At 66.8% G+C, this 23,097-nt stretch carries 20 protein-coding genes; 2 read left to right on the top strand and 18 right to left on the bottom strand.

Annotated features, from left to right (window positions below):
- Positions 1–15: 15 nt before the first annotated feature.
- The 4 genes from F2P45_RS25970 to ndk all read right to left on the bottom strand — a co-directional run bounded on the left by F2P45_RS25970 (position 16) and on the right by ndk (position 3,590).
- Positions 16–1,017, bottom strand: coding sequence for a helix-turn-helix domain-containing protein (locus tag F2P45_RS25970; RefSeq protein ID WP_166881104.1), 1,002 nt, complete (start codon positions 1,015–1,017; stop codon positions 16–18).
- A gap of 13 nt (positions 1,018–1,030) precedes the next feature.
- The gene (gene pilW, locus F2P45_RS25965) at positions 1,031–1,894 is read right to left on the bottom strand and encodes a type IV pilus biogenesis/stability protein PilW (RefSeq protein WP_229505309.1); all 864 of its coding nucleotides are present in this window, start codon (positions 1,892–1,894) and stop codon (positions 1,031–1,033) included.
- The gene (gene rlmN / locus F2P45_RS25960; RefSeq protein WP_166881103.1) at positions 1,891–3,060 is read right to left on the bottom strand and encodes a dual-specificity RNA methyltransferase RlmN; all 1,170 of its coding nucleotides are present in this window, start codon (positions 3,058–3,060) and stop codon (positions 1,891–1,893) included. The genes pilW and rlmN overlap by 4 nt, the downstream gene beginning before the upstream one ends.
- A gap of 104 nt (positions 3,061–3,164) precedes the next feature.
- The gene (ndk, locus tag F2P45_RS25955; protein WP_166881127.1) at positions 3,165–3,590 is read right to left on the bottom strand and encodes a nucleoside-diphosphate kinase; all 426 of its coding nucleotides are present in this window, start codon (positions 3,588–3,590) and stop codon (positions 3,165–3,167) included.
- Positions 3,591–3,817: 227 nt separating this feature from the next.
- On the opposite strand from ndk, the gene F2P45_RS25950 reads away from it, so the two are divergent.
- Positions 3,818–4,498 (top strand): Bax inhibitor-1/YccA family protein, encoded by a 681-nt coding sequence (locus F2P45_RS25950; RefSeq protein WP_166881102.1) that lies wholly within the window; start codon positions 3,818–3,820, stop codon positions 4,496–4,498.
- Between the two features lie 82 nt (positions 4,499–4,580).
- Here F2P45_RS25950 and F2P45_RS25945 read toward each other — a convergent pair whose 3' ends face one another.
- From F2P45_RS25945 to F2P45_RS25895, 11 genes are all read right to left on the bottom strand, one after another.
- Positions 4,581–6,431 (bottom strand): TonB-dependent receptor, encoded by a 1,851-nt coding sequence (locus tag F2P45_RS25945; protein ID WP_370663314.1) that lies wholly within the window; start codon positions 6,429–6,431, stop codon positions 4,581–4,583.
- Positions 6,371–6,964 carry an STN domain-containing protein gene (locus F2P45_RS25940; RefSeq protein WP_166881101.1) on the bottom strand — a complete coding sequence of 198 codons (594 nt, stop codon included), beginning with the start codon at positions 6,962–6,964 and terminating at the stop codon, positions 6,371–6,373. The genes F2P45_RS25945 and F2P45_RS25940 overlap by 61 nt, the downstream gene beginning before the upstream one ends.
- A 94-nt stretch (positions 6,965–7,058) precedes the next feature.
- Complete coding sequence (locus F2P45_RS25935; RefSeq protein WP_166881100.1) at positions 7,059–8,039, bottom strand: FecR family protein; 981 nt, start codon at positions 8,037–8,039, stop codon at positions 7,059–7,061.
- Positions 8,036–8,518, bottom strand: a complete 483-nt coding sequence (locus F2P45_RS25930; protein WP_166881099.1) for an RNA polymerase sigma factor — start codon at positions 8,516–8,518, stop codon at positions 8,036–8,038. The genes F2P45_RS25935 and F2P45_RS25930 overlap by 4 nt, the downstream gene beginning before the upstream one ends.
- A gap of 143 nt (positions 8,519–8,661) precedes the next feature.
- On the bottom strand, positions 8,662–10,002 hold the full coding sequence (gene rlmD, locus F2P45_RS25925; protein WP_166881098.1) for a 23S rRNA (uracil(1939)-C(5))-methyltransferase RlmD: 1,341 nt from the start codon (positions 10,000–10,002) through the stop codon (positions 8,662–8,664).
- Positions 10,003–10,077: 75 nt separating this feature from the next.
- Positions 10,078–11,115 carry an RNA polymerase sigma factor RpoS gene (rpoS, locus tag F2P45_RS25920; protein ID WP_166881097.1) on the bottom strand — a complete coding sequence of 346 codons (1,038 nt, stop codon included), beginning with the start codon at positions 11,113–11,115 and terminating at the stop codon, positions 10,078–10,080.
- Positions 11,116–11,161: 46 nt separating this feature from the next.
- Positions 11,162–12,112 (bottom strand): peptidoglycan DD-metalloendopeptidase family protein, encoded by a 951-nt coding sequence (locus F2P45_RS25915; RefSeq protein ID WP_166881096.1) that lies wholly within the window; start codon positions 12,110–12,112, stop codon positions 11,162–11,164.
- A gap of 86 nt (positions 12,113–12,198) precedes the next feature.
- Positions 12,199–13,098, bottom strand: coding sequence for a protein-L-isoaspartate(D-aspartate) O-methyltransferase (locus F2P45_RS25910; protein WP_166881095.1), 900 nt, complete (start codon positions 13,096–13,098; stop codon positions 12,199–12,201).
- On the bottom strand, positions 13,095–13,832 hold the full coding sequence (gene surE / locus F2P45_RS25905) for a 5'/3'-nucleotidase SurE (protein ID WP_166881094.1): 738 nt from the start codon (positions 13,830–13,832) through the stop codon (positions 13,095–13,097). Before surE ends, F2P45_RS25910 begins: the two co-directional genes overlap by 4 nt.
- Before the next feature lie 78 nt (positions 13,833–13,910).
- The gene (locus tag F2P45_RS25900) at positions 13,911–16,355 is read right to left on the bottom strand and encodes a tetratricopeptide repeat protein (protein ID WP_166881093.1); all 2,445 of its coding nucleotides are present in this window, start codon (positions 16,353–16,355) and stop codon (positions 13,911–13,913) included.
- A 10-nt stretch (positions 16,356–16,365) separates the two neighbouring features.
- Positions 16,366–17,082: a toll/interleukin-1 receptor domain-containing protein gene (locus F2P45_RS25895; RefSeq protein WP_370663313.1), complete on the bottom strand. Its 717-nt coding sequence runs from the start codon at positions 17,080–17,082 to the stop codon at positions 16,366–16,368.
- Between the two features lie 79 nt (positions 17,083–17,161).
- On the opposite strand from F2P45_RS25895, the gene F2P45_RS25890 reads away from it, so the two are divergent.
- Positions 17,162–18,142 (top strand): NADPH:quinone oxidoreductase family protein, encoded by a 981-nt coding sequence (locus F2P45_RS25890; RefSeq protein ID WP_166881092.1) that lies wholly within the window; start codon positions 17,162–17,164, stop codon positions 18,140–18,142.
- Between the two features lie 70 nt (positions 18,143–18,212).
- Here F2P45_RS25890 and F2P45_RS25885 read toward each other — a convergent pair whose 3' ends face one another.
- From F2P45_RS25885 to yoaA, 3 genes are all read right to left on the bottom strand, one after another.
- Positions 18,213–19,052, bottom strand: a complete 840-nt coding sequence (locus F2P45_RS25885) for a DUF6159 family protein (protein WP_166881091.1) — start codon at positions 19,050–19,052, stop codon at positions 18,213–18,215.
- Positions 19,053–19,184: 132 nt separating this feature from the next.
- Positions 19,185–21,041, bottom strand: a complete 1,857-nt coding sequence (locus F2P45_RS25880) for a DUF885 domain-containing protein (RefSeq protein ID WP_229505308.1) — start codon at positions 21,039–21,041, stop codon at positions 19,185–19,187.
- Between the two features lie 3 nt (positions 21,042–21,044).
- Positions 21,045–23,075, bottom strand: a complete 2,031-nt coding sequence (gene yoaA, locus F2P45_RS25875; protein ID WP_166881123.1) for a DNA repair helicase YoaA — start codon at positions 23,073–23,075, stop codon at positions 21,045–21,047.
- Positions 23,076–23,097: the final 22 nt, after the last annotated feature.

Here is a 23,097-nt window from a genome sequence, read left to right as displayed (position 1 = left end):
ACCTATTACTTGAATTTACTTGAGTTTGACTTTGGCGGTGCGGCCATTGTCCGGCAAATTGACCGCTTCGCCGCGCAGGGTGGCCGATACGCCGCCCGGCTTGCCGACGATCAGGGTGACCGGCTCGGTGATGTCGAGCGTTTCGACGGTGCCGGCCTTGACCAGGCGCGACAGCAAAGGCGCCCCCTTGGCGCGCCGCACTTCGACCCAGGAATCTTCGCGCACATTGAGCACCAGCGGGCTGCTGCCCGGGGCGGCGGCGGGCGCGGCCACGCCGGCGGCAGGACCGGCGCCCGATACGGTCGCGGCGGCGCCGGCCACCGGGGTGGCAAGCGTTGCCGCTGGGGTCGAGCCGGCCGGCGGCAGTACCGACACCAGCGGCGGCGCCGGGGCGATCACGGGTTTGCGTTCATCGGGCTTGACCAGGGTCGTTTCGAGCGGCGCGGCGACGCCGGCGGGCTTGTCGCCCACCAGCGGGGCCGGCAGCACCGTCACGCTCGCTTGCGAACCGGAAGCGGCCGCCGGCGTACCCTGGCTGGCGGCGCCCAGCAGCGAGGACGGCACCAGGCCGAACTGCCAGGCGCCGGCGGCGGCGGCGATCAGCAGCACCGCCGCGCCGATCAGGCCGAGCGGCAGGCCGGAGCGTTTGCCGTTGGTCGGAAAGCGCACTTCGGAAAACGTGGCCGGCTTGTCGCGCCGCACGCTGCGGCTGCCGGGTTCGGTCAGCTCGGGCGTGTCGAGCGAAATCATGGCCACCAGCGGGGCCGCGTCGAGCTTGACGACCTTGGCGTAGGCGCGCACGAAACCGCGCACCACGGCCGGTCCCGGCAGGTTGGCGTAGTCGCCCGCTTCCAGCGCGGTGACCTGGCGCACCGCCATTTTCAACTGGTCGGCGACCTGCTCGACCGTCCATCCCATCGCTTCACGCTGGGCGGCCAGGGTCTTGCCCGGCAAACCGTGGTTGGCCGCGTTCGCGTTGGCGCCCGCTGCTGGTTGTTCTGCCCACTCTGAACTCATTGTCGATCCTGTCTCACTCATCAAATGCACCGCGCTGGAAGGCTGCGAACTCGGGCGAACCGGGGTGGCGGCGACGCAGTTGCGTCACCAGGCTCGTCTCCGAAGCCTTCTCGCCCAGTTTGCGTTCGACGCGGATCGCCAGCCAGAGCACATCGGCGGGCAAGCTGTCCAGTTTCGCGACCGCTTTGACACGGTTGATATAAACTCCGGCGCGCACGTAGTCGCGCCGCTCGTAATAGACCCGCGCCAGGCCGGCTTGCACCTGCACCAGGTCGGGCTCGATACGCACGGCTTGCAGCAGGTAGCGCTCGGCCGCGTCGTAATTCTTTTGCTTGATGCTGCATCCGCCCGCATTGACCAGCGCCTTGACCGGCGACTGGTACATGGGGTTTTTCAGGGCGATCTCGAACTGGGCGATGGCCGGCGCGTAGCGCTCGGTCTGGCACAGGAAGGAGCCGTAGTTGTTGTTGAACTCGGGATTGCGCGGCGCCAGGCGCATCGCGCGCTGGTAGTTTTCCTCGGCCAGGATGTTCTCGCCCATGCTGGTGTAGATCAGGGCGCGCACGCTGTAGGCGTCGGCCATCTCGGGATCGATGGCGATGGCTTGCTTGATCTCGTCGAGGGCGACCGCGTAGTTGCCATCCTGGTAGTAGCCGATGGCCAGCTGCATGCGGATGCCGGAGCGCTTGTCCTTGGTGGTCTGGTCGGACGCGGTCTTCAGTTCCGTGGTGCTGCCCTGCAGGCCGGCCGCTTCGGCCGAGGCGTTGCGGGTGACGCTGGTGGTGGTGCAGGCGCCCAGCGCCGCCACGGCAGCGGCCACGAGGGCCAGCGCCATCAGGCGGCGCCGGTCGAGGCCAGGCGGCACGCGCGCGTTCAAGAAGGAATCTCCACGATGCGCCCGAAGTCGGCGCCGAACTTCTTCTGGTATTCAGCCATTTTTTCCATGCGCTCCTGAACGCGGGTACGGTCTTGCACTTCGCCGGCCAGCTGGCCGCAGGCGGCGTCGATATCGTCGCCGCGGGTTTTGCGAATCGTGGTCACCAGCCCGCCATCCATCAGCACCTGGGCGAAAGCCTTGATGCGCGGATTCTTCGAGCGCAACAGGCCGGACTCGGGGAAAGGATTGAACGGAATCAGGTTGAATTTGCATGACACGCCGACCAGCGGGTCGTTGACCAGGGCGACCAGCTCGCGCGCGTGCTCGTCGCTGTCGTTGACGCCGTCGAGCATGCAGTATTCGAAGGTGATGAAGTCGCGCGGGGCGAATGCGAGATAGCGGCGGCAGGCCGCCATCAGCTCGCGCAGCGGGTACTTTTTGTTCAGCGGAATCAGGCCGTCGCGCAGGGCGTCGTTCGAGGCGTGCAGCGAGACCGCCAGCGCCACCGGCACTTCCTGCGACAGCTTGTCCATCATCGGCACCACGCCCGAGGTCGACAAAGTCACGCGGCGGCGCGACAGGCCGTAGGCGTTATCGTCGAGCATGAGCTTGAGGGCGGTGACGGTCGGCTCGAAATTGAGCAGCGGCTCGCCCATGCCCATCATCACCACATTGGTGATCTGGCGCTCGCCCTTGGGGCCGGGCTCGATGCCCTTGGTGCGGCGCAGCTCGAATTCGGCCATCCACAGCTGGCCGATGATTTCGGCCACGGTCAGGTTGCGGTTGAAGCCCTGCTTGCCGGTGGAGCAGAAACGGCAGTTCACGGCGCAGCCGGCCTGGGTGGAAATGCACAGGGTGCCGCGGTTTTCTTCCGGGATGAACACGGTTTCGACCGCGTTGCCATTGCCCACGTCGACCAGCCACTTGCGCGTGCCATCGGTGGAGGTGTGGTCGCTGATGGTGGCCGGTGCGCGGATTTCGGCGCGCGTGGCCAGCTTGTCGCGCAGCGACTTGGCCAGGTCGGTCATGGTGTCGAACTCGCTGGCGCCGAACTGGTGGATCCAGCGCTGCAGCTGTTTGGCACGGAACGGCTTCTCACCCAAGTCGGCGCAGTAAGCGACGAGTTGCGCGGGATCGAAGTCCAGCAGGTTGGTGAGAGTCGTCATAGTATTCTTCAGTAAGTCAGGACAAAATCAGGGGAAAAACATCCCGCCCGCCCGGCGAACCGGGCAAGCGGTGTGATACAGGTCAAGCAGTCGCGAATGACTGATTAACGGGAGTACACGTTCAGTGCTGGGAAGTAGTAAGCGATTTCCACAGCGGCGGTTTCAGCGGCGTCGGAGCCGTGCACGGCGTTGGCATCGATCGAATCGGCGAAATCGGCGCGGATGGTGCCTTTTTCTGCCTTCTTCGGATCGGTCGCGCCCATCAGGTCACGATGGGTAGCGATGGCGTTTTCGCCTTCGAGCGCTTGCACCATGACAGGACCCGAGATCATGAATTCGACCAGGTCCTTGAAGAATGGACGTGCAGCGTGCACAGCGTAGAAGCCTTCCGCTTCGGCGCGCGACAGGTGCATCATGCGGGCTGCGACGATTTTCAGGCCAGCGCCTTCAAAGCGGCTGTAGATTTGCCCGATGACGTTTTTTGCAACTGCGTCAGGTTTGATGATCGACAGGGTGCGTTCGATTGCCATGTGTAAAAACTCCAATAAAAAGAAAGGTTTAATGTTGGGTAACGGGACCCAATCAACCTTCGATTTTACCATACAACACCCCTTTTTGAGGGATATTGCACGGCCGTCCGCAGAAGTGTTAGAGTGACGGCTTCAAATGGACGCGGGCGCATGCGCGATTTTGCGCGTTTTTCCCGCGCCGTGCTATTCTTTTAGCGAGCATTACTTTTTTATTAATCGGAGGCACTATGTCAATTAGCTTGCAAGACTACGACCTGGCGGGTTCCAGCCAGGCGGTACGTCATCGCGTACTGCGCAATACCTACTGGCTGCTGGCCCTGTCGATGATCCCGACGGTGCTCGGCGCCGCCATCGGTGTGATGTTCCATCTGCCCGTACCACGCGGCATCCTCGGTTTCGTGCTGTTCCTGGCGATGTCGTACGGCTTCATCTGGGGCATTGAAAAAACCAAGCAAACGGCCATGGGCGTCGTGGTGCTGCTGGGCTTTACCTTCTTCATGGGTATCTGGCTGACCCCGCTGCTGACCCGCACCCTGGGCTTTTCCAACGGCGGCACCCTGATCATGATGGCGTTCGGCGGCACGGCCAGCGTATTTGCCGTTCTGGCAAGTATCGCCACCGTGAGCAAGCGCGATTTCTCGATGATGGGCAAGTGGCTGTTCGCCGGCGTGATCGTGCTGATCCTCGCCACCCTGGCCAACTACTTCCTGCAGATGCCCGCCCTGTGGCTGGCCATCTCGGTGATCGGCATTGCGATCTTCTCGGCCTACATCCTGTACGACGTGCAGCGCATCGTCAACGGCGGCGAAACCAACTACATCAGCGCCACCTTGAGCCTGTACCTGAACGTCTACATGATTTTCCAGTACCTGCTCTCGCTGCTGGGCCTGGGCGGCGAACGCGAATAAGCGTTAGCCATCCGGCAATAAAAAACCGGCCCGCGGGCCGGTTTTTTTACGTCCGCACAGCCGCCCGGCGGCTGTGCGCGGCTCAGAAATCCATGGCCAGCGACGCCCGCGCGCTGCGCGGCGCGCCGAAGGTGAGCGCGCCGCCGTTGGTATTGGCCAGGTAGCGCCGGTCGGCCAGGTTCTCCACCGTCAGGCGCAGCACCACGCGCTGGCCCGACGCCAGCGCCTGTTCGTAGCGCACCCCGGCGTCGAGCCGCAGGTAGGCGCCGGCCATCCAGGTATTGTGCAGGTCGACCGCCTTCTTGCCGCCGTAGTAAGCACCCCCGTTGAGCGAGAGCCCCGGCAGCAGCGCCCCCAGCGCGTAGTCGGCGAACAGATTGGCCTGCCAGGCCGGCACGCCCTGCGGCCGCTTGCCGATCAGGCTCAGGTTGGCCGTTTCATCGACCCGCGCCTTGAGCCAGGCCGCGCCCGCGAGCAGGCGCAAGTTGCGCGTGAGCGGCCCGCCCAGCGTCACTTCCACACCCTGGTGCAGCTGGCTGCCATCTTGCACGTACAGCTTGTCGGCATTGGTGTACTCGAGGCCCTTGTCGATCTGGAACAGCGCGCCGGTCAGCAAGGCGCCGCCGAGCTCGGCCTTTGCGCCCAGTTCGAGCTGGCGGCTGTCGAGCGGATTCATCACCTGGTTCTGGTTGCTGCTGCCGAGCGGCGCGGTGCCGCCCTGCTCCAGGCCTTCGGCATAGCTGGCGTACAGCGACATCCCGGGGACCGGCTTGAACAGCAATCCCAGCGCCGGCGTGGTCGCGGCCTTGTCGTAGGTCTTGCGCAGCACGCCGCTGGCGCTGCCGCTGTGGATGGCGATGCGGGTATGGCGCAGGCCGCCGAATACCTGCCACTGCTCGCCCAGGCTGATGGTGTCGGTGGCGAACAGCGCGCGCTGGTCGGCCCGGTTGGCCAGGTAGGCCGCGCCCACCACCGGAGCCGGGTCGGCGATGGGGCGCGGCGCGAACAGGTTGCCCTGCCCGATCGGCCCCGAAAAACCGTCGCCGTAGACCATGTCGCGCCGCACCGAGTCGACCCCGACGGCCAGCGCATGCGCCAGCGCTGCGCTGCGCAGGTCGCCCTCGAGCACCAGCTGCAGGCTGCTGTTGTTGCGCTCCTGGTCCGGGCTGAAATACAGGCTGGCGTCGTACTCGCCGTTGGGACGCGTGGCGCGCGGGTTGATCGAGCGCTGGTCGCGCGCGAGCCTGGCGCGGTGGCCGGCCAGCGCCAGCTTCCATTGTTCGCCCAGCTGATAGGTGGCGCGCGCGCCGAGGTAGGTTTGCCGGTTCGGCTCGACCGCCCAGTCCTGCGCCGCATAGCTCTTCGCGTCGAGGCGGGAAAAAGCGGCGCGCGCCTCGGCCAGGGTGTTCCACCACAACACGTTGGGCGAGCCGGGACCCTGCTTGTCGGAGCGCTGGTGTTCGATATCGGCTTCGAGCAGCAGCGCGTCGCCGGCCTGCCATTCGAACGCGCCGCTGACAAACTGCTTGTCGCCCTGGTAGCCCGGCACATGGTTGCGCAGCTTGTCGGCGGCGCCATTGAGGCGCACCCCGAACTGCCGGTCGCGGCCGAAGCGCCGTCCCAGGTCGGCGTGGACGCCCAGCGCGCCATCGTCATTGGCCGACAGCGTCAGGCGCGACAGGCTGTCCGCGCCCGGGCGCTTGACGATGTAATTGACCACCCCGCCGGGCGAGGTCAGGCCGTGGCGCAGCGCCGACAAGCCCTTGGCGATCTCCACCGAGGCCTTGTTCTGGAGCGCGATCGAGCCCTGGTCGTTGATGGTCAGGCCGTCGCGCTTGACCGCGTCCACGCCCAGGTAGAAGCCGCGCACCATCACCCGGTCGAACCACATCGGGTCCGACGCCAGCGTGACCGAGGGGTCGTTCTTGACCACATCGGCCAGCGACTTGGCTTGCTGGTCCTGGAACAGTTCGGCCGAAACGCGCTCACCGAAAACGGCGTGTCGAGCACGGCCTGCTCGCGAAAGCCAGAGGCGGCCGAGCGGCGCACCCGGTAGCCCTGCTCGCGCGCCTGGGCCGGCTCGCTGAGCGGCGCGGCCGTGACCGTCACTTCCTTCATCATGACCTGCTCGGGGGCGCCCGGCGCCGGCCGGATCAGCACCGCGCCCCGCTCCACCTTGCCGGCCAGCCCGCTACCGTGGAGCAAGCGGTCGAGCGCCTGCTGCGTCGTGTAGTTGCCGGCCACGGCGGGCGCGGTCTTGCCGCTGACCAGGGCCGGGGAAAAGCCCAGCTGCAAATTGGCCTGGCGCGCCAGTTCGTTGAGGGCGTCGCCGAGCGGGCGGCTGGCCACGTCGAGCCGCAGCACGGGCGCGGCGGCCGGCGGCGGGACTGGCGCGGCCGCGACGGCGGCGGCCGACAACAAGCTCGCGAAGGCGAACGGAAGGGGGATGAAACGCGCTTTGCGCATGAGGCAAACTCCACAGACAGATGTTGAAAAAAGAGGTTCTGTGGAGGAAGACGCAGCGGCGCCGCACATCCTCAGGTCGAAATGAGAATTATTCTCACTTTTTCAGCGCCACGATCTCGGTCTGGCCGGCGCGCTCCACCAGCCGCACCGGCAGCATGACTGGCAGCGCGGCGGCGAAGGCCGGCAATTCCCGCACCGTGTAGCTGCCGCCCACGCGCATGGCGCCCACGGCCGGATCGCGCAGCACCAGAGCGGTCCGGCCGTAGCGCTCGAATTCGGCGAGGGCCAGCGCCAGCGGGGTGTTCCTGAAACTGATGCGGCCGTCGCGCCAGGCGGCCACCGCCCCCGGCGCCACGCTGGCCACGGCCCCGAGGCGGCCGTCGGCGGCGGCGCTGATGGCCTGGCCCGCGCCCAGTTCGGTTTCCGCGCCGCCCCCGGCGCGCACCCGCACCCGCCCTTCTTGCACGGAAACGGCGGTCAAGTTCGCGTCCAGGCCGGTGCGGGTGTGGCGCACCGCGAAGCGGGTGCCGAGCACCGTGACGCGGGCCGCGCCGGCGCTGACCTGGAACGGCCGCGCGCGCTCGCTGCGCACGGCGAACAGCGCCTGGCCATCGTGCAGGACCAGCTCGCGCCGGTCGCGGTACAGGCGCACCTCGATGCGGGTGGCGGTATCGAGCGTGATCACGCTGCCGTCGGGCAGCGCCTGGGTCAGCTGCTGCCCGCGCGCGGTCGCGTACGCGGCGCTGAAGGTCGGCTGGCGCCGCTGGTGCTCCCAGGCCAGCCAGGCGCCGCCGGCCACGCAGACGCTCAGCATGGCGCAACACGCTTGCAGCGCGAGGAGGCGGCGCGGCGCCGGCGCGCGCGGCGGTGCCGGGATCGCCGCGCGCAAGCCGGCCACGGCCGACTGCGGCAAGGCGCGCACGCCGCGCAGGGTGGCGCGCATGGCGTCGAACGCGGCGCGGTGGCGTGCATCGGCCGCCAGCCAGGCCGCCAGTCCGGCCTGGCTGGCAGTGTCCCCGCCGCGCAGCGCCCAGGCGGCCGCTTCTTGCGCGATGCGCTGCTCGGCGCCCGTCATGCCGACGCGCTCCGTTCGCAGGCGCGGCAGGCCAGCATGCCGCGCACGATGTGCTTTTCCACCATGCTGGCCGAAATCCCCATGCGGGCGGCGATCTCTTTGTGGCTCATGGCGTCGAAGACGTGCAGGATGAAGGCTTCGCGGCAGCGCGGCGGCAAGCCCTCGATCGCGCGCAGGTAGGCTTGCACCGACTGCTCCGAGGCCAGTGCTTCGTCGGGCTGGAGGTGGCGCGGGCCGGCCTGCTCGGCGATGGCGTCGAGCTCATCGTGGCTGCGCACGCCGGCGCGCCGGTGGGTGTCGATGACCAGGTTGCGCGCCGTGCGGTACAGCAGCGCGCGGGCATTGGCGATGGCGCGTCCCGATTGCTGGTGCGCCAGCACGCGCACGAAGCTCTCCTGCGCCAGGTCGGCGGCGGCGTGGCGGTCGCCCAGCAGGCGGTGCAAGAAGTTGAGCAATTCAAGGTGATAGCGTTCGAACACGATGGCGGGCGGCTGGAAAATGGTCGTCCCGACCCGCGCTGCATAGCCACACCGCCCCTGACAGGCCGCACGGCGGCGCGCGGCCGGAAATGAGAATGATTCTTATTATACCAAACAGCGCGCCACCCTTCTCCGCCCGGTCTTTACACCAGGTTGAACACGGCCATCGATTCCACGTGCGAGGTGTGCGGGAACATGTTGACCACGCCCGCCTTGCTCAGTTCATACCCGGCTTCGTGGGTCAGGATGCCGGCGTCGCGCGCCAGGGTCGACGGGCTGCACGAGACGTACACGATGCGCTTGGGCAGCATGTCCGGATGGCTCAGGCGCAGTGCCGCCAGCGCCTGCGCCAGCGCCATCGCGCCATCGCGCGGCGGGTCGATCAGCATGCGGTCGAACTTGCCGAGCGCGACCAGGTCTTCCGCCGTCACCTCGAACAGGTTGCGTGTCGAAAAGCTGGTCTTGTCCGACAGCCCGTTCGCGCGCGCATTCGACAGCGCCCGTTCGGTCAGGGTGGTGCTGCCTTCGATGCCGACCACTGCGCGGGCCTGGGTGGCCAGCGGCAAGGTGAAGTTGCCCAGGCCGCAGAACAGGTCGGCCACGCGGTCTTGCGGCTGCACCTCCAGCAGATTGAGCGCCTTGCCGACCAGCACGCGGTTGATGTGGTGGTTCACCTGGGTAAAATCGACCGGCTTGAACGGCATCTTCACGCCGAACTCGGGCAGGGTGTAATACAGTTCCTTGTCCAGCGGATAGAACGGCGCGGCCGTTTCCGGCCCCTTGGTTTGCAACCACCACTGGATGTTCCACTGGTCGGCAAAGCTTTTGAGCAAGGTTTCATCGGCGCCGGTGAGGGGCGCCATGATGCGCAAGACCATCGCCGTGGTTTCCTCGCCGACCGCGACTTCGATTTGCGGCATCTGGTCGAAGATCGACAGGGCGCCCACCAGCGCGCGCAGCGGCAGCAGCATGGCGGCCACATGCGGCGGCAGGATCTTGCAGTCACTCATGTCGGCCACGAAGGCCGAGCGTTTTTCGTGGAAACCGACCAGCACCGTGTCTTTTTTGGCAACATGGCGCACCGACAGGCGCGCGCGGTAGCGGTAGCCCCAGGTCGGGCCGTACATCGGCCGCATCACATTGCCCGGCTTGACCTTGCCGATGTGCCACAGGTTGTCTTCCAGCACGCGCTGCTTCATGGCCACCTGGGCCGACGGCTCCAGATGCTGCATCGAACAGCCGCCGCAATTGTCGAAATGCGGGCACTTGGGCGTCACGCGCATCGACGAGGCCTTGTGCAGCACGGTCATGCGCGCCGCTTCCCAGTTCTTTTTCTTCTTGAAGGTGACAAAGCTGACTTTTTCGCCCGGCAAGGCGCCCTCGACGAAGATCACCTTGCCCGGCGAACCGTCCTCGTTGGCGAGGTGGCCGACGCCGCGGGCGTCCATGTCCAGGGATTTGATGTCGAGAATGGTGTCTTGCATGGCGAAAAACACGCGCAGGGCGTGTGCGGAAAGAGGTTGAATGGGGAAGAGGAGGCGCGGATCAGCCCGCGCGCATCATAGCAAGGAATCGCGCACCACGCCACGGGCGGCCATCGCCCGTTTCAGTTTGACCAGGGCTTCCTGCTGGATCTGGCGCACCCGCTCGCGCGTGACGCCCATCTCTTCGGCCAGGGTTTCCAGGGTGGCCGGATCGTCGTTGTCGAGCCCGAAACGGCGCATGATCACGATGCGCTGCTTGTCCGGCAGGCGGGTGAGCCAGTCGCGCACCAGCACCGTCATTTCGTGGTGCTCGGCGCGGCTGTCGGGACCATCGTCGGCGTCGCCGGGCAGCATATCCATCAGGCTCGACTGGGGATCGTTGTCGAGCGGGGCATCGAGCGAGGTGGCGTGCTCGGACAGGGCCAGGATATCCTGCACTTCCTCGACCGGGCGCCCGACCAGGTGGGCGATGTCTTCGGCGGTGGCGTCCTTGCCGTCGTGGTGCTGGGCTTCGAGGTGGTACTTGGCGCGCAGGATCTGGTTCAGCTCGCGCACCATGTGGACCGGCAGGCGCACCGTGCGCGCCTGGTTCATGATGGCGCGCTCGATGCTCTGGCGGATCCACCAGGTGGCGTAGGTCGAAAAGCGGAAACCGCGCTCGGGCTCGAACTTGTCGATGGCGCGCATCAGGCCGATATTGCCTTCCTCGATCATGTCGAGCAGCACCACGCCGCGGTTGATGTAATGCTTGGCGATCGACACCACCAGCCGCAGATTGTGTTCGATCATGGTCTGGCGCGCGGGAAAGTCGCCGGCCTTGGCCAGGGTGGCGAAATGGACTTCCTGCGGGGCGGTCAGCAGCGCGCGCGTGCCGATCTGGTTCAGATAGTGCTGGGTGGTATCGGTCGAGAGCTCGGCCGCCAGCACCTTTTTCAGTTCGTCGACGCTTTCGAGCACCGCGCCGGCCACCGGCACGCTGTCGGCGCCGGGCCCGGCATCGGACTCGGCCTCCATGTCGGGGTCGAGCGCGGGATCGAGCGCGGCGTCGTCCGGATCGTCCGGAAAGTCATCCGGGCCCGAATCGTCGCCTTGCTGGTAGCTCGAATGCGTCATGAAAGATCCACGGGGCCGGTGTCGGTTGTCATCCGGCGGTAATTTCTCAGCGGTTAGGCAGGAAACGCGAAGGATCGACCGGCTTGCCCTGCTGGCGGATCTCGAAGTGCAGCTTGACCGAATCGGCATCCGAATCGCCCATTTCGGCAATCAGCTGGCCCTTGTGGACGCTCTGCCCTTCCTTGACCACGATTGAGCGGTTGTGGGCGTAGGCGGACAGCAGGCTGTTGCTGTGCTTCACAATCACCAGATTACCATAACCGCGGATGCCGCTGCCGGCGTACATGACTTTTCCGGCGCCGGCCGCCATGACTTGCTGGCCCGCCTTGCCGGCGATATCGATGCCCTTGTTCTTGCCTTCATCGAAGGTGGCGACGATCTTGCCCTCGGACGGCCACATCCAGCTCAGCTGTTCCTCGTCGGCGGCGGCAGGCCGAGGCGGCGGCGGCGTCACCACCGCCACCGCTGGCGTCGCGGGCTCGGGTTTCTCGGCCGGCTTCGGATCGGCCTTGACCGGCACGCCGCCCTCGCCTTTCTGCAACTCGGCCAGCGCGCTGTCGCTGTACGGCCGCTTGTCGGCGCGCGGCGTGGTCTTCTTGACCACCACCGGGGCCGGCGGCGGTTTCGGTTCCGACGACGGCGGCATGTCGATCTTGCTGGTGGTCACGCCACTGCTGCCGCTGTCGCTCTTGCTATCGGGCGGCTGTACGCGCAGCACCTGGTCGACCTTGATGTCGTTCGGGTTCGACAGTTTGTTCCATTCGACGATGTCGCGGTAATTCTGGCCATGGTCGAGCGCGATGCGGATCAGGGTATCGCCCTTGCGCACGGTGTACATGCCGCGTTCATCCTTGTGGTCGTCGACGGGGCGCGGCACGCGGTTGTCGGCGGCCGGCAGGCGGTCGATCACGGGTGCGGGGCGGCGGGGAGCGGTGTTACAGGCGCTGAGCAGGCCCAGGGTCAGGAGCAGCAGGGGAAGATGGCTTGTGTATTTCATTCTCATGTTATGTGTGTCGTGTTCTGTAAGCGGAGGCGCGCGCCAGGGGGCGCAGGCGGGCGAACCCAGCCGAACGCAGGCGAACGCTAAACGGTGCCCGGACGCAGCGGCACGAAGTGGCAGCCTTCCAGGGTCTCGCTCATCCATTCGGCCTTGCCGGTGCGGGTGATCAGCTGCAAGTGCTGGACCTGCGCGCCCACCGGGGCGACCAGGCGGCCACCCACGCTGAGCTGCTCCAGCAGTGCCTGCGGCACCTCCAGACCGGCCGCAGCCAGAATGATACCGTCGAATGGGGCGGCCTGGGGCAAGCCTAGCATACCATCTCCGTAGTGCAAGCGCAGATTCACGATGCGCAGGTGGCGCAGATTGGTCTTGGCCAGCTCGTGCAATTGACGAATCCGTTCGACCGAAAACACATCCTTGGCGATGTGCGAGAGCACCGCCGCCTGGTAGCCGCAGCCGGTGCCGATTTCCAGCACGCGGGTCAGCGGCTTGCCGTTGCGCAGCACTTCGAGCATGCGCGCCACGATGTAGGGGCGCGAAATGGTCTGGTTGTGGCCGATCGGCAGGGAAGCGTCGACATACGCCTGGGCCGACAGGGCCGGCTCGATGAAGCGGTGGCGCTGCACGCTTTCCATGGCCTTGAGCACCACCCCGTCCTGCACGCCCTGCTTGGCCACGCGGCCCACCATGGCGCGCCGGATCGCGTCCGACACGCCGGTATCGGGGCGCGGCGCGCTCAGCGGCAGCGGCTGGGCGCGCTGGTAGGCGTCGAGCGGCGCCCTGGAAGGCGCGACGCTGACGCGCGGCACGTAATTCTGGGCCCCGCCCTGGCTGCCCTGCACCCCGCTGCCGGCGGCATTCCGGGTCGCGGTTTGCGGGGTTGCTACTTTGACAGGAGAAAACGCCGCACCCGCGCGCTTATCCCCGGTCACCGACGACAGCGGCAGCGGAAACGTGCTGCGTTTGTCGCTCTTGTCGCTCATGCGAATCCGCGCTGAAGCAGCGCCAGCTGGTCGCGGTGGGTCAGGTCGACCTGCAGCGGGGTGACCGAGACTTCGCCCAGCGCGGTGGCGTGGAAATCGGTGCCCTCGCCGGCGTCGCGCGTGGCGCCCGGCGGGCCGATCCAGAAAATCTCGCGCCCGCGCGGATCGCGCGCGCGAATCACCGGCTCGGCCTGGTGGCGTTTGCCCAGGCGCGTGGCGCGCACCGTGCGCAGCGCGTCGTACGGCAGGTTGGGGATGTTGACGTTGAGCAGGTAGGGCGTGGGCAGGTCGTCGAAGCGGCGCAGCACGATGTCGCGCGCCAGCCGCGCCGCCGCGTCGATGTGTTCCCAGCCGGACGCCACCTGCGAAAAGGCGATCGCCGGAATGCCGAACAGATACCCTTCGGTCGCCGCCGCCACCGTGCCGGAATACAGGGTGTCGTCGCCCATGTTCTGGCCGTTGTTGATGCCGGAGACGACCAGGTCGGGCCGGTAGTCGAGCATGCCGGTCAGGGCCACGTGCACACAGTCGGTCGGGGTGCCGTTGACGAAGTAAAAGCCGTTGGCGGCCTTCTGCACCGACAGCGGCCGGTCCAGCGACAGTGAATTGGAGGCGCCGGAACGGTTGCTGTCGGGCGCCACGACCACAATCTCGGCCACCGAAGCGAGCGCGTCGGCCAGCGCCTGGATCCCGGGGGCGAGATAGCCATCGTCATTGCTGATAAGAATTCTCATCCCCAGATTTTACCTGAAGCAATGAGCCTCACGCTGGCCCCGCACCAACATTTTATGCGCACTGTGCGCGCCACGCGGCTACTGCGCGCTGACCGGGCGCCCGCTGACGGCGTCGTTGAGCGCTTCCTGCAAAAACGCGACCTCGTCCTGGGCCAACGCCAGCAAGGCATCCTTGTCGTTGTGGCGCACATAGACCTGGCGGATCAGGGCCATGCCGCGCTTGCGCAGCGGCGGCGGCACGTTACGGCGCAGTACCGGCTTGCGCAGGCTGTCGGCCAGCGCGCGCGCCTCGCGCTCGCTGCAACTGTCGATCAGTTCCTGCAGCTGCGCCAGTTTGTGGCTGAGGGTGTCGGCGCCGCCGCTGTCGGGCGGGGCGTCGAGGATGCTGGTCGGGCGCGCGCCGGCCTCAAACCGCGCCGCGCCGGGGCCGCCGAAAAGCGCACCATGGCGGCCGGCGCCGTGCCCGGCCTCGCCACCCTGCCCCGGGCGCGGCGCGGCCGTGGCCGCCAGGCCCGCCGCATCCGGACTGGCGCCGGCCGGTCCCTGCCCGCTTGCGCCGGCCAGCTTTTGCTGGAGGCGCCGCGCCGCGTCGACATCGCCCTGCTCGCTCAGGGTCGAGGCCAGCCGCAACTGGCTGCTGAGGGTGTCGGGATGGCCGGCGCCGAGGCTGCGCTCGCGGCTGCGCGCCAGCAGTTCGAGCATCGCGCGCACGCCGGCCAGGTCGCTCTGGGCGGCCATGATCTCGGCCAGCAGTTCGCGCGCCTGCATCGTGGCTGGATGGTCGGGGCCGGCATGGCGCTCGCGCGCCGCCACCACGCCTTCCTGCAGCTTGCGCGCATTGCCCAGGTCGCCCAGCTCGCGCAGCAGGGTCGACAGGTCCTGGGTGCAGCGCAGGGCGTCTTCGTGTTCGCTGCCGAGCAGGCGTTCGCGCCCGTCGAGCACGCGCTCGTAGACCATGCGCGCGCGGCTGTACTCGCCGTGGCGGGCCAGGGTGCGCGCCTGTTCGGCCAGGCAGTCGAGCGTGTGCATGTGGCTGGGTCCGTACAGGCGTTCGCTGGCGTCGATGACTTGCTCGTGCAGCGCCAGCGCGCGTCCGAAATCGCCGCGCCGGGCCACGGTGGCGGCCAGCGCGGCGCGCGCCGCGAGCGTATCGGGATGTTCGGGGCCGAGCAGGCGCGCGCAATCGTCGAGCAGCAGTTCGTGCAGGAACTGGGCCTCGGCCAGGCGCCCGTCGTGGCGCAGCAGGGTGGCCAGCTGGGCCCGTCCGGCGCGGGTGTCGGCGTGTTCGTCGCCCAGCAGGCGCTGGCGCAGGTTGATGCTTTCTTCGAAGCAGGCGATGGCCTCGGTGGCGCGGCCGGCGCCGCGGTACAGCTCGCCGAGCTGGTGCAGGTCGCGCGCCAGCGGCAGCGCCAGCGCCAGGTTGATGCCGCCCCCGAGCCGCTCGCGCGCCGCGCCGATGGCGCTGGCCAGACGCACTTCGGCATGCGATTGCCAGGGAAAATAGTTACCGAGGAGCCAGTCGAGCAAGGTGTCGAAGGTGCGCGTGAGCGAAAAGCGGTCGGCGTCGCGTTCGCCGCCGTGGGCCAGCTGCTCGGCGCCGGCCATGGCGTGCAGCTGGGGCAGCTGGACTTCGTCGAAGTAACTGTCGAGCGAGACCCGGGACACCCCGTAGCACTGGCGCAGCAACTGTTCGATCGTGCTCTGGTAGCCGGCCACCGCCTTGTGCGGGTCGCCGCGCCGCCACAGCAGGCGGCGCGCGCTGTCGGCGCTGTCGATCGCGGCCGGCAGCGGGTACACCAGCAGCGGGCGCTGCTCCTGTTCGTGGCTGCAGCGGTACTCGATGGCGCGCGTGACCACCCCGGCCAGCCCGTCCAGGCTGCGCTGGGTGGGCGTGAACACCGTCACCAGGCGGCACGGCAGCAAGGTGGTGCAGATGCTGACCGCCGCCGAGCGCCCGCTGCGCGCGTCCACCAGCACGTGGGCGAAGCGCTGCGCCATGAACTCGGCGAAACAGCGGAACAGGGCCGGACATAGCTGGAACAAGCCGTCCCAGTCGAACTGGTCGGCGCGTTCGCCGTAGCTGTCGTCGAAGCTGCCGGCGCGCATCAGGTACAGTGGACGGCTGAGGTCGACGCGCTCGACGAACGGTTCCCAGGCGACGGCCTCGAGCACCTGGCGCGCCAGCGCCGCGTCGTCCAGGCCGTCCGGATCGTCGGCGCCGTAGCCAGGCGGGGTGCGCGCCGGATGGCCGCGCCCGAGCAGGCGCAGCTGGTCGCGGCAGGCCTGGAAGTATTCGAGCAGGCCGGGACGCTCGCCGCGGCGCTCGAAATAGTGGTGCAGGCCGGGCGATTCGGTATCGAAATCGATCATCAGCACCGGCACGGTGGCGTTCTCGCGGCCGGCCAGCCGCAGCGCCATGGTGGTCAAGGCCACGCTGCGCGCGCTGGCGCTCTCGAACGAATAGAAGGTGGTGACATCGCCGGGACCGGAACGCGGCGGCAGGGTAAGGCGTTGGATTTCCATGTTGCTCCTCTTATTTTTTCGGGAAAGACAGATCCGGCAGATCGCGCCACTGAGGTGGGACATCGGGGAGCACGAATTGGTTGCAGTCATGGCCTGCGGGGGTGTACTTTTTTTGATACTGATAATGGATGACAATCCGCTCCACGATTTTTTTGATGTCCGGCAGAAAATCCGGATGCGATTTCAGGTCGCCGGTGGCCATCGTGAAATGCGAAAAATCCACGTAGAAACTCGACGCCGCAATCTGCGGCGGCAGGCGCGCCGGGTGCATCGTCATGATCACCGGAATGATCAGATGGCTGGGCATGGCGTACCACTGGCTGCGCTCGGCTTCGATGGCCTGCATGGCGGCGAACTCGCGCCGCGTGTAACCGTGCGCCTCGTATTTGGGGGTGTAAATCAGGATCATGGTGACGCTCTCGCACAGGGCGCGCGCGATGCGGCGGTCGAGGTCGTCGCCGCCGCCGAGCTGTTCGGTGTCAATGAACAGCTCGTCTTCATTGTCAAAATAGGGTTCCAGATAGCAGCGGATGGCATCGGACAGGGAAGCCTTGAACCGGTTCATCAGCTCATAGCGGCCGTGGGCGTAACTAAAGAAACAGCCGTAACGGATTGCCATGTCAGCCTCCCTCTTCTGTGGTCCCACCAGCGCGCTCGCGCTGTCGACTTTAACAAGCGCGGCGGCGCCGACCTTGCGCGCACGCAAATGGCCGGACCATCCGGCCACCCCCGCCCATCCCGAATTGAGGCATAATCAAAAATCAAACGGTCGTACTATTTTTTGATAACACTCATCGGAGACACCTATGAAAGCCGTGGTTTGCAAAGCGTGGGGGCTGCCCGACAGCCTGGTAGTGGAACAACTGGCCGCCCCGGTGGCGGGAGCGGGCCAGGTGCTGGTCGATGTGCAGGCGGCCGGGGTCAACTTCCCCGACGTGCTGATCATTCAGGGCAAGTACCAGTTCAAGCCGGAGCTGCCGTTCACCCCCGGCAGCGAACTGTCGGGCGTGGTGGCCGCGCTGGGCGAGGGTGTGAGCAACGTCAAGGTGGGCGACCGCGTGATCGCGTTTTCCGCCCAGGGCGCGTTCGCGCAGCAGATCGTGGTGCCGGCCCAGGCCGTCATGCCGATGCCGCCGGGAATGGACTTCGACACCGCCGCCGCCATCACCCTCACCTACGGCACCTCGCACCACGCGGTGGTCGACCGCGCCGCGCTCAAGGCCGGCGAAACCATGCTGGTGCTGGGCGCGGCCGGCGGCGTCGGCCTGGCCGCCATAGAAATCGGCAAGGCGCTGGGCGCGCGCGTGATCGCGGCCGCCTCGAGCGATGAAAAACTGGCGGTGTGCCGCGAGCACGGCGCCGACGCCACCATCAACTACACCAGCTCCGACCTGCGCGAAGCGATCAAGGCCGCCACCGACGGCAAGGGACCGGACGTGATCTACGATCCGGTCGGCGGCGTGTACGCCGAACCGGCGTTCCGCTCGATCGGGTGGCGCGGGCGCTACCTGGTGGTGGGCTTCGCCAATGGCGAGATCCCCAGGCTGCCGCTGAACCTGACCCTGCTCAAGGGCGCGTCGCTGATGGGGGTGTTCTGGGGCGAGTTCGCCAAGCGCGAACCGAAGGCCAACCTGGCGGCCATGCGCGAACTGATGGGATGGCTGGCCGAAGGCAAGATCCGCCCGCGCATCTCGGGCCGCTACGCGCTCGAACAGACCGCCCAGGCACTCAACGACATGGCGGCGCGCAAGGTCACCGGCAAGGTCGTGATCCTGCCGCAGGGATAGCGGCGGCGTCAACGGCAAGGCGGGTGGGGACGCCTGCGCGCCGCCACCCGCCGCTGTCGCACCGGGACAATCAGGCCTTCGGTGCGAAGGCGCGGTTGAGCACGGACTGGTCGAAACCGTTGCCGGCATTGCCGCTGGCGGCGTAGCGGTACAAGGTGGCCGCGTAGATGCCGGACAGCGCGTTATGGATCAGCAAGATGACCAGCGCAGCCAGCACCCCGATCACCACGAACGCGATGGCCAGGCCGGAACTGCCGATATTCACGCCCAGGCCCACACCGGACAGGGTCAGCGTCACCACCAGGAACATCAGCACGCCGAAGAACAGGCTCATGCCGGACTGGCCGACCACGTTCTCGCCCCAGGTTTGTTTCAGCAGGGTGGCGCTGGCCTTGATCGAGTCGATCGGACCGGTATTGCACGCGACCAGCACCGGCACCACCAGGAAGGTGGCCACGGTCCAGCCCACGCCGATCAGGCCGACGATGAAGCGGCCGACGAAGCCGAGCCGTTCCTGGATCGCGCGCAGGATGATGCCGACGGTTGCGGCGATGACCGCGTAGCCGAGAATGGCGGCGAAGCGGCTGTTGGCGATGCGCAGGCCGTCGCCCAGGGTCGGCGCGCCGCCATCCATGCGGATCATGGTGGCGCCGACCAGCGCGGCATTAAAGTAAAACATCACGAAGTACTGGCTGATGTAAAACAGGAAGGCCAGCGAATACCAGGCCCCATTGCTCTCGCTCAGGCCGTCGAGCGAACTGAGGCCGAAGGCCGGCAACAGGAAGCACAAGACCACGGCCAGCGACGCCGCGCCCGAAATCAAGGGGAACATCAGCAGGTGGCTGTCCTGGCGCAGGACGGCGGCGCTGGCTTTGACGAGATCGAAGCTGCGCTTGAAACGGTCGAACATGGGTGGCACTCCTTTGATGGTAAATACGCAAGAAAATATTTCTTATGCGCATTACTGTGCAAAGTATCACACTCGATCGTAGCAATCTATCAATAAATTGCTTTTCCAATCAATCTGTTGAAGTTTACCAACTTATCTGGCCTGCTGCGCAATCCATCCGTTCATCTTGGTCTCGAGCAGCGCCAGCGGCAAGGTACCGTCGGACAGCACCGCATCATGGAATTTGGCCAGGCTGAACTTGTCGCCCAGCGCCGTCTGCGCGCGCTGGCGCAGTTCCATGATCTTCAGCGCGCCCACCTTGTAGCCGAGCGCCTGGGCCGGCCACGCCATGTAGCGCTCGGTCGCGTTGCGCGCATCGTCTTCGGTATTGCCGGCCTCCTCGACCAGGAAGCGGATGGTCTGCTCGCGCGTCCAGCCCTTGGCATGCAGGCCGGTATCGACCACCAGCCGCGCCGCGCGCATCATGTCGAGCATCAGGTGGCCGGCGTAGGCGTTGGGGTCCTCGTACAGGCCCATTTCCTTGCCCAGCGACTCGGCGTACAGCGCCCAGCCTTCGACATACGCATTGTTGCCGCCGAATTTGCGGAACTTCGGAATCGGCAGCTCTTGCTGCTTGGACAGCTGGAAGTGGTGGCCCGGATGGCCTTCGTGCAGGAACAGCGAGGTCATGCGGGTGCTGGCATATTTGGCCGGATCGGGAATCACGGCCCAGAAGATGCCCGGACGCGAGCCGTCGGCCGCGGCGGCGGTGTAATGGTCGGACGCGGTATCGCGCGACAGCGGCGGCTCGGCGCGGATCTCGAGCGGCGCCTTGGGCAAGGTCGCGAACAGGCGCGGCAGCATCGGCAGGATGCGCGCGTTCAGCGCCCGGTAGGCCTGCAGCACCTCTTCCTCGGTCTTGAACGGACGATACTTGGCTTGCTGCGCCAGCCAGCGCGGCAGGCCGGCCGGCGCGCCGCTGTAGCCGAGCTTGGGCGCCAGCTTGGCGAACTCGGCATTGATGCGCGTCATCTCGGCCAGTCCGATGCGGTGGATTTCTTCCGGCGCCAGGGTGCTGGTGGTTTGCGACGCCACCCACGCGCGGTACCAGTTGCCGCCGTCCGGCAGGCTGCCCCAGCCGGCGGTGGCGCGCGCGGCCGGCAGGTATTCGGTGTCGAGAAAAGCGGCCAGCCTGCGCAGCGCCGGCAACACCCGCACCCGCACCGCTTCGCGGTAGGCGCCCGTCATGCGCGCTTTTTCGCCCTTGGAAAAGCTATCGGGCAGCGCCCGCACCGGCGCCGTGTAGGCGCTGCTGTCGACCGTCGCGGCGGCCAGCGCCTTGATCTGCGGCAGCAGCGACTGCACCAGCGCCTTGGGCAGCACCACGCCCTGCTTGATGCCGCTGCGCATATTCGCGATCGCCGCGTCGGTCCACTGCGGCAAGGCCGTGATGCGCTTCAGGTAAGCCTGGTAATTGGCCACGCTGACCAGCGGCTGCGAACCGTCGCCGGCGCCAAAATTGGCCAGCAGCACGGGCAGGCTGTCCATGTGGTTCATCGGCAGCAGGTAATCCTTGAGCGGCTCGAAACGCAGCAGGTTGTTGACTTCAAAACCCAGGATGTCGTAGGTGGTCAGGCCCTCCGGCGCGAGCTTGCTGCGGTCGATCCGGGCCAGTTCGTCGCGCACCTCGTGCAGCATGGCGAACTGGCGCGCCCGCACCGATGGCACGATGGTCATCGGCAGCAGGTCGTCGAAGCGGTTGTCGCCCGAAAACGTGGCGTTGACCGGCTCGTAGCGCGCCTGCTCTTCGTAATAGCGTTCGGCCAGCCGGGCCAGCTGCGCGGCGGGATTGGCGGCAGGGTTCGCGGCCGGGTTTGCCGCCGCATTCGCCTCGCCCGCCAACGGCGGCGGCGCGGGAACCTGGGCGGGAGCCTGCGCAGCAGACTGGGCCATGGCGCCCGCGGTCGTGCCCAGCAAGGCGGAAAGTAACAGCGAGCGCAGCACGGTCATGGCTTAGTCCTGGGTGTCTTGAGGTGGTTTGAAAAAGGCGATCACGTCTTCCTGCAGACGGGTGCGCTTGAAGGACGGCAGGCTCTGCCACACACGCTTGCCGTACGATTTGGAAATGAGGCGCGGATCGCAGATCATCAGCACGCCGCGGTCGGTCTCGTCGCGGATCAGGCGCCCCGCCCCCTGCTTGAGGTTGATGATCGCCTCGGGCAAGGTGTGGTGCATGAAGCCGTTCAAGCCCTGCTTTTCCATCACGTCGATGCGCGCGGCCAGCACCGGGTCGTCGGGCGGGGCGAAGGGCAGCTTGTCGATGATGACCAGCGAGAGCGCGTCGCCGCGCACATCCACGCCTTCCCAGAAACTCTGGGAGCCGACCAGCACGCCGTTGCCGGCATTCCGGAAGTTGTCGAGCAATTCGGTGCGGCCGCGCTCGCCCTGAACGAACAGCGGAAAGTCGAGTCCGCGCTTGGCGAACTCGTCGCGCAAGCGTTCGGAGACCTGCTTGACCGCGCGGATCGTGGTGCACAGGAAAAAGGTGCGCCCGCCGGCCGCTTCGATCACCGGCAGCGCGCTGTCGATCACGGCGTCGGTGTAGCCGAAGGAATTCGGCTCCGGCAAGCCGCTCGGCACGTACAGCAAGCCCTGCTGCTCGTAGTTGAACGGGCTCGGCCAGGTCTTGGCCGGCTCGCCGGTCAGGCCCATCTGGTTCGAGAAATGCTTGAAGTCGTTCTTGACCGCCAGCGTGGCCGAGGTAAAGATCCAGCTGCGCGGCGTGCCTTCGCGCTGGTTGTTGAAGATCGGCGCGATCGACAGCGGCGTCTTGTGCAGTTGCAGGGACGACGAAAAGGCCTCGACCCACAGCACCGCCTGGTCGCCTTCGACCAGCTTTCCCTTGCCATCCTGCTTCCAGCCGTCCAGCGAGGCGGCCAGCTCGACCGCGCGCACCCTCACCTGCTCGATGGTCTCGGCGCGCGCGGCCTGGTCTTCGAGCACGTCGATCATCTCGGCCAGCTTGTCCTTGAGCGTGTTCAAGGCCGGGAAAAACTCGGAGGACGGCATGATCTGCGCCAAGGACAGGCGCATGATGTCTTGCGGGAAGGTCAGGCGCAGGTCGCGCGCGGCCTTTTCGACCACCATGACCACCTTGGCCCAGTCCGGCCCGCCGCGCGCGTGCGCCAGGCCCTCGGCCAGCACGTCGCGGCACAGCTCCAGGATTTGCGAGGTCGAGACCGTCTGGCCGAAGAACAGGGTCGCCGTATCGGGCAGCTGGTGCGCTTCGTCGAAGATGATGGTGTTGGCCGACGGCAGCAGTTCGGCCACGCCGGTGTCTTTCAGCGCCACGTCGGCGAAGAACAGATGGTGGTTGACCACCACCACGTCGGCCTGCTGGGCTTCGCGGCGCGCCTTCATCACGAAGCAGTCCTGGTAGTACTGGCACTCGGCGCCCATGCAGGTGTCGCGGGTCGAGGTGACCAGGTTCCAGATCTGCGCGTTTTCGGGCACCTTGGCCAGTTCGGCCTTGTCGCCCGAGCTGGTCATCTTGATGAAGCGCGAGATTTCGCGCAGATTGCCGACATCGTCGCGCGAGGTCATGCGCCCGTTCTGCAGGGTGCGTTCGAGGTGGTAGTGGCAGACGTAGTTCGAGCGGCCCTTGAGCAAGGCGATCGAGACCGGCGCCTTGAGCGCGGCGCGCACGGTCGGGATGTCGCGCAAGAACAACTGATCCTGCAAGTTCTTGGTGCCGGTCGAGATGATGGTCTTGCCGCCCCACAGCAGCGCCGGGACCAGGTAGGCGAAGGTCTTGCCGGTGCCGGTGCCGGCCTCGGCGATCAGGGTGCTCTGGTCGGCGATGGCCTGGGCGATCGACTTGGCCATCTCGGTCTGCGAGCGGCGCGGGCTGAAACTGCCGACGGACGGCGCAAGCGGGCCGCCCGCGCTGAACAGGCGGTCGACTTCGGCATCGTGTTTGCCTTCCGGCTGAGCCGGCGGAGTGTCTGCGCCGTCGGCGCCAGGAAGCGCGCCGGGCGCCAAAATAGGGTCGGTCAAAGTGGCATTT

This window comes from Massilia mucilaginosa, assembly GCF_011682145.1.
GTDB lineage: Bacteria > Pseudomonadota > Gammaproteobacteria > Burkholderiales > Burkholderiaceae_D > Telluria_A > Telluria_A mucilaginosa.
This window is presented reverse-complemented; position numbering and strand designations above follow the sequence as displayed.